The organism is Vulcanococcus sp. DEBay_Sum22DG08_74, assembly GCF_017852955.1.
Classification (GTDB): Bacteria; Cyanobacteriota; Cyanobacteriia; order PCC-6307; family Cyanobiaceae; genus Vulcanococcus.
In genome coordinates this window covers 1-5393 of record NZ_JAFMKL010000108.1, presented here as the reverse complement: position 1 = coordinate 5393, position 5393 = coordinate 1, and the positions used below count along the sequence as shown (strand labels likewise).

The 5393-nt window shown below is 62.9% G+C and carries 8 protein-coding genes; 1 reads left to right on the top strand and 7 read right to left on the bottom strand.

What is annotated here, in order from left to right:
* The coding region (locus QZ184_RS09830; protein WP_296419368.1) for an ATP-binding protein at nucleotides 1-620 on the bottom strand (620 nt) is incomplete at its 3' end.
* A 150-nt stretch (nucleotides 621-770) separates the two neighbouring features.
* On the opposite strand from QZ184_RS09830, the gene QZ184_RS09825 reads away from it, so the two are divergent.
* Complete coding sequence (locus tag QZ184_RS09825; protein ID WP_296415102.1) at nucleotides 771-1607, top strand: DUF3598 family protein; 837 nt, start codon at nucleotides 771-773, stop codon at nucleotides 1605-1607.
* 274 nt (nucleotides 1608-1881) lie between these two features.
* On the opposite strand, the gene QZ184_RS09820 is transcribed toward QZ184_RS09825, so the two are convergent.
* The 6 genes from QZ184_RS09820 to QZ184_RS09795 form a co-directional block, all read right to left on the bottom strand.
* Nucleotides 1882-2148 carry a hypothetical protein gene (locus QZ184_RS09820; RefSeq protein WP_247478527.1) on the bottom strand — a complete coding sequence of 89 codons (267 nt, stop codon included), beginning with the start codon at nucleotides 2146-2148 and terminating at the stop codon, nucleotides 1882-1884.
* A 69-nt stretch (nucleotides 2149-2217) separates the two neighbouring features.
* Complete coding sequence (locus QZ184_RS09815; protein ID WP_296415101.1) at nucleotides 2218-2346, bottom strand: hypothetical protein; 129 nt, start codon at nucleotides 2344-2346, stop codon at nucleotides 2218-2220.
* A gap of 135 nt (nucleotides 2347-2481) precedes the next feature.
* Nucleotides 2482-2706, bottom strand: a complete 225-nt coding sequence (locus QZ184_RS09810) for a 4Fe-4S dicluster domain-containing protein (RefSeq protein WP_010317082.1) — start codon at nucleotides 2704-2706, stop codon at nucleotides 2482-2484.
* A gap of 54 nt (nucleotides 2707-2760) precedes the next feature.
* Nucleotides 2761-3927, bottom strand: coding sequence for an ATP phosphoribosyltransferase regulatory subunit (locus QZ184_RS09805; RefSeq protein WP_247478525.1), 1167 nt, complete (start codon nucleotides 3925-3927; stop codon nucleotides 2761-2763).
* Between the two features lie 28 nt (nucleotides 3928-3955).
* Nucleotides 3956-4846, bottom strand: coding sequence for an inositol monophosphatase family protein (locus QZ184_RS09800; protein WP_296415097.1), 891 nt, complete (start codon nucleotides 4844-4846; stop codon nucleotides 3956-3958).
* An 8-nt stretch (nucleotides 4847-4854) separates the two neighbouring features.
* Complete coding sequence (locus tag QZ184_RS09795) at nucleotides 4855-5220, bottom strand: 2Fe-2S iron-sulfur cluster-binding protein (protein ID WP_247478521.1); 366 nt, start codon at nucleotides 5218-5220, stop codon at nucleotides 4855-4857.
* Nucleotides 5221-5393: the final 173 nt, after the last annotated feature.

The following is a 5393-nucleotide window of genomic DNA, read 5'->3' as shown; positions in this document are numbered from 1 at the left end:
CCTTCAAGCTGCACCTCCACTGGCATGAAGTCGCAGTAGGTGGTGATCAGCGTCCGGATCCGAGCCGGCTCGATGTATTCCTCCTCTTCCTCCATCAGATGGAGGATCACGTCCGTGCCGGGCTCGGAGCGCTCGGCTGCTTCAAGGCTGAAGTTCGGGGAGCCATCACAGCTCCAGCGAACGGCCTCGGACTCTCCCCGGGCGGAGCGGGTCACCAGCTCCACCTGCTTGGCGACCATGAAGCTGCTGTAGAAGCCCAGTCCGAAGTGGCCAATGATCGCGTCGGACTCTTGCTTGTACTTCTCGAGAAAGTCCTCGGCGCTCGAGAAGGCCACCTGGTTGATGTAGCGCTTGACCTCATCGGCGGTCATGCCGATGCCGTTGTCGGAAATGGTGAGGGTCTTGGCTTCGCGGTCGATGCGGATGCTGATCTTCCCCTCCGCTCCCTCGCTGCAGTCGCCAGCCATGGACGCCATGCGGCGCTTGCTGATGGCATCGACGCCATTGCTGACCAGTTCCCGCAGGAACACCTCGTGGCCGCTGTAGACGGCCTTTTTGATGATCGGAAAGATGTTCTCGGTATGGATCTGGATTTGACCCTGTTCCGCCTGAAGCACCACGGCTCTGATCACAACGTGATCACCAGAATCTCCCTAGCGAGGGGCTGACGCCAAGGGGCAGCGGTGGGCAGGAAACCGACCCCCCTGGATCTGCTGCTCACGACCTCGATGCTCAGCCTCTAGCTTCCGACTCGCGTTACGCCTGAGCTCATGTCCAGTCAGTGGGACAACTTCCTGCGCAACCTGGGCGAGTGGCGAGGGACGTTTTGCGGCTTAGCCGCCGATGGATCGATCGCCGACACGACCCCATCGATTTTGCGGTTGGAGGAAGGAGAGGAGGAGCGTTTAGTGCGCTTCAGCCTGCGCCGCTTTGGCCCGGAGGGTTACGACGGTGTCCCTATCCATGAGATGGCGCAGGACTACCGAAACCTCGGCAAACAGGTCGTGTTTTTCGAGAACGGGACGTTCTGCAAGGGCACGTTGCAGGTGTCCCCAGGTGCCGAATTTGGTGGGGAGTTCGGCTTTGTGGATGGCGACCGGCGCCACCGTTTGGTGCAACTGCACGGCAATGACGGTCGCTTTAGCAAGTTGGTTCTGATCCGCGAATTCCGCTCGGGCGGCCACGGAGAAGAGCAACCCTCCGCGAGCCTCGATCGCCTGGCCGGCCAATGGAGCGGTCAGGCTTCCACCATCAGTGCCGACTGGCCGGAACCCAGCCTTGATCAGGCCTCCTTCCAGATCAGCCAAGAGGGCGCCCAGGGGTTTTCGCTCCGCACCCAGATCGGTCCCCAGGAACACGAGATCAGCGGTGTCCTGCAGGGTCCCTGCCTCGGAACCGCTGGCGGCGAGCAGGAGCTGCAGCTGCAGTTGCTCCCGGATGCCGGCTTCAACCTGCGTCCCGTCCAGGTCAGCCATCGCGCTGCCTTTCAGCTTGAGGCCGGTTGGATGCCAACGCCCAACAGCATGCAGCGCTTGATCCGTCGCTACGACGCGTCCGGTGCCTGGCTCTCAGCCACCCAGATCAGGGCAACGCGTTCTGCGGGCTGAGGACGTCGGGGCGGTTGCGTCGGTTGTAGAGCCAGCCAGAGGAGGCTGAGTAGAGGGGCCAGGAAGCCACTGATCACCAGAACGGCAGCGAGCTGCCGACCCCGGCCATGGGGTTCCCTGTGGAGAGGATCACCGCAATAGGCGCAATGGGGCTGTCCGTTGGGCCCCTGGACAGCTCGCGTGGGCCGAGGGGCGCAGTAGGGACAGTGGTAGTCCCCAGGCTTCACGCGTCCGCTGTAGGGATCTCTGCTCATCCGCCGCCTTGGGGCTGCCCCTACTGATGCACAGCCGAGCGGCACAGCAAGGGTTCTGGGGAGCGCAGCGTGCGCCAATCCCCGGTGCCCGTGGCGACCTCGACTCCTACCGGATGCTCGAGGGGGTTAATGCTGCTCTGCTGCAGCCAGCCGATGGCATCCTCGATTGCCGCCTCGAGGCTGGGGTACAGGGCGTCAAGTTGGCGGTGCGGCTCGCAGAGCCCGTCGATCAGGCGGTAGATCCTTTGCTGCAGTCGTTGAGGTTCGTTCAGGATTCGCCAATTCATATTTCTCTTCCCGGAGGAAATTCCACTTTGAGGAGAACCTCAAGCAGTGGCGTATCTCCTCACACTCTTTTAACCAACCGGCTGGGCTTGATCCAGATCGCTCAGGCAGACCGTGAAGGTGGCGGAATGGCTGGGAAGCAGGGGCCAGGGTCTGACCCAGGCAGAACCGCTGACCTCATCAAGATTGACCAGCTGCAAGATGCAATCCGGTTTCGCGCTCAATTTGACCAGCGCGCCTGGCTCAAGGGACACGGCAAAACCACCGCAGATGGATCCACTCAAGCGCGGCACCTGGCCAAAAACCAAAGAAATGCTTAAGCCCTGACCTAAGGGTTAGGCGGCGCGCTGGAGCTCTGGCTTCTCCTCGGGGACGATGGCACCCGCAACGGGGCAGACCTGAAGGCAGATGCCGCAGTCGATGCAGGTGTCGAAGTCGATCCAGTAGAACTCGGTTCCCTTGGCGTTGGCTCCCGTTCCTGGGTTGATGCAGGCCACAGGGCAGGCATCAACGCAATCGGCCACGCCTTCGCAGACGTCGGTGACGATCGTGTGAGCCATCGGCAGGTTGCTGGGGTGGGCTGGATCTTAAGGAGTTGGGCTGGGGGTGCTGTCTCAGCCCATCCAGATCACGGCTTGGCAACCGCGTGCTGCGGCTTCGGCTTGTGCCTCAGCCTCTGAGCCACAGGGGCGATCCAGGAGCATGCAGGCTTGACCCTTGGCATGCTGTTCAGCCTGGGCGGCAAAGGCCGCGGGAAGCTGACTGAGGTCTCGAACGCTGAGCAGCGTGACGGCCCGTTGCTGCGGTGCAGTGTTCTCTGTTCCAAGCAGTCCCTGGATTGCCTCGAGGTCGAAGCTGAACCCGAGGCCTGAGGCCGCACCACCAAAGCGCTCCACCAGGGCGTCGTAACGACCACCACTGGCGATCTCGACTGGAGCATCGACGCCCTGGCAGACGACCTTCAGCACCAGACCGTCATAGAGGTCGAAGTGGGGTTGGAAGGTGGGGTCGAGCTGCAGCTCAACATGGGCCTCGGTTGCAGCGGAGGCCACCAACTGGAGGCTGGCGCTGAGGTGCTCCAGGTCACTGGAGGGGCCGAGCATCGATTCCAGCTGCCTTAGGACCTGATCCGGAGCGCCACGTAGACGCATCAATTGCTCAAGGCTCTGGCGTTGCTCGCTTGGCAGCTGCAGGCCGGCCAGAGCAAGCGGATCAAAACTGATCAGGGCCTTTCTGACGGCGTTGCGTTGCTCCGGCGGAACCTGATTGAGCAGGGCGGAGAGAACACCGTGGTGGCCCAGCAGCAGCTTTGGCCGATGCTCTGCCCCGATGCCGACCTTGGCGATGCAGGCGAGCAGGAGGCGCAGCAACTCAGCATCGGCGACGCTGGCGTGACCGCCTAATAGTTCAACGCCGCTCTGAAGTTGCTCTTCAAGGCGCTGTTGGCCGGTGTCGCTTTGAACGCTGCGAAAGACGGTGCCACAACTCCAGAGACGCAGCGGCCTGGGGAGCTCCGCCATGCGTGTGCAGGCGGCCCTGGCAATCGAGGCAGTCATCTCGGGACGGAGACCTAAGGGGTCATCGCTGGCAAGACGAACCACTTCCCGGTCATTGATGCGACCACCGGCCTCCAAGGTCTGCAGCCGCTCGACGCTCGGGGGACTGACTTCGACGTATCCCCAGAGGCGATAGACCTGGCCCAGTTGCTCGGACAGCCAACGGTTGCCGTCCACCTCACGGGGATTGAGATCCCTGGTTCCGGCAGCCGGTTGAAGTGCCATCGCAAGGCCAGGTCGAAGTCGCCCGATCCTATGGAGTGGGCTGATCCAGCTCGGGCGCACCAAAGCTGCTGCCCGCCAATGGTTTGCATTGAGCAAGCCCATCCACGAGGGCCTGTTGCAGCTCAGGCGTGCAGGCAATCAGCTTTCCACTGGCCAATTCAGCGGGGGATCCGTCGTAGGCACAGACCACGCCACCGGCCTGCTCCACCAGGGCCATGCCTGCGGCGAGGTCCCATGGAGAGAGACCGCGCTCCCAATAGCCATCCAGTAGACCCTGAGCCACAAACGCCAGATCAACGGCCGCTGCACCACCCCGGCGGACACCGCGGGTTCGGTGGGTGAAGTAAGCGAATTCCGCGTAGTTGTTGTCCAAGCGGGTGTGGCGGTCATAGGCAAAGCCCGTGACCAACAAGGACTCTCCAAGGCTGCTGCAGCTGCTGACCTGTATGGCCTCGTCGTTGCACCAGGCGCCAAGGCCAGGGGCGGCCCAATAGAGCCGCTCGAGGGCTGGCACCGCGAGGGCACCCAGCAGGGGCTGGCCGCGCCAGGTCAGACCAATGGAGGTGCCAAAAAAGGGATAGCCATGGGCGTAGTTCGTGGTGCCGTCGAGGGGATCGACGCACCACTGCAGGGCGCTGTCTTTCCCTTCCTTCCTTCCGCTCTCCTCAGCCAGGACCCCCAGGTCGGGGGTCTGCTCTGAAAGAACCCTCAGCACCGCCTGCTCGGCAGCCACATCGGCTTCGGTCACGAGATCACCGGCACGGCCCTTTTCGCGGATCCGCTCCAGTCGTCCAAACAGGGACTTCAGCTCGGCTGCTCCTGCCGCAGCCGCCTGCCTGGCCACGGCACTGAGGCGTTCCAGCTCAGCTGAACTCAGACCCGACCCTTGGGCTGCTTGATCGGTCAGTCGTGTCGTCATCGCTGGCGTCATTCCTCATCCAGGGGCAGTCCTGCCCGCACCTTGCCGCGGCCGAAGTGGCGTCCGAACTGCAGTTCGTAGACCTCGTCCTCATCCTGGGTCTCCACTTCAAGGGGTCCCGTGGCCCTTGCTACGCAGAGCAGGCCGTAGCCACGGCTTCGGATCTCCTTCGAGAGGCCCAGGGCTTCACGCTGGTCGATCTGGCCCTCGAGCACCCGCACGGCGCAGGCGGTGCAGCACCCGTTGCGGCAACTGAAGGGCAGGGGTTCTCCCTGCTGTTCAAAGCTTTTGAGGATGTACTCCCCTTCAGGCACGTTCAGCTGGATCGTGCGGTTCTCCTGGCGCCAATGAACCGTGATCGGGTGACTGTGCATGGAGCAGCAATCCAACGGGGGGAGCAGTGACTGCTACATTCTCGTCGTTGCCCCCGCGCAGCCGCGACGTCTTCTGTGGTCTTTGGATCCAGAGATGGAGCTGCGAAAAGCCCCTCACGGAGAGGTGGCCGAGTGGTCGAAGGCGCAGCACTGGAAATGCTGTATAGGGGCAA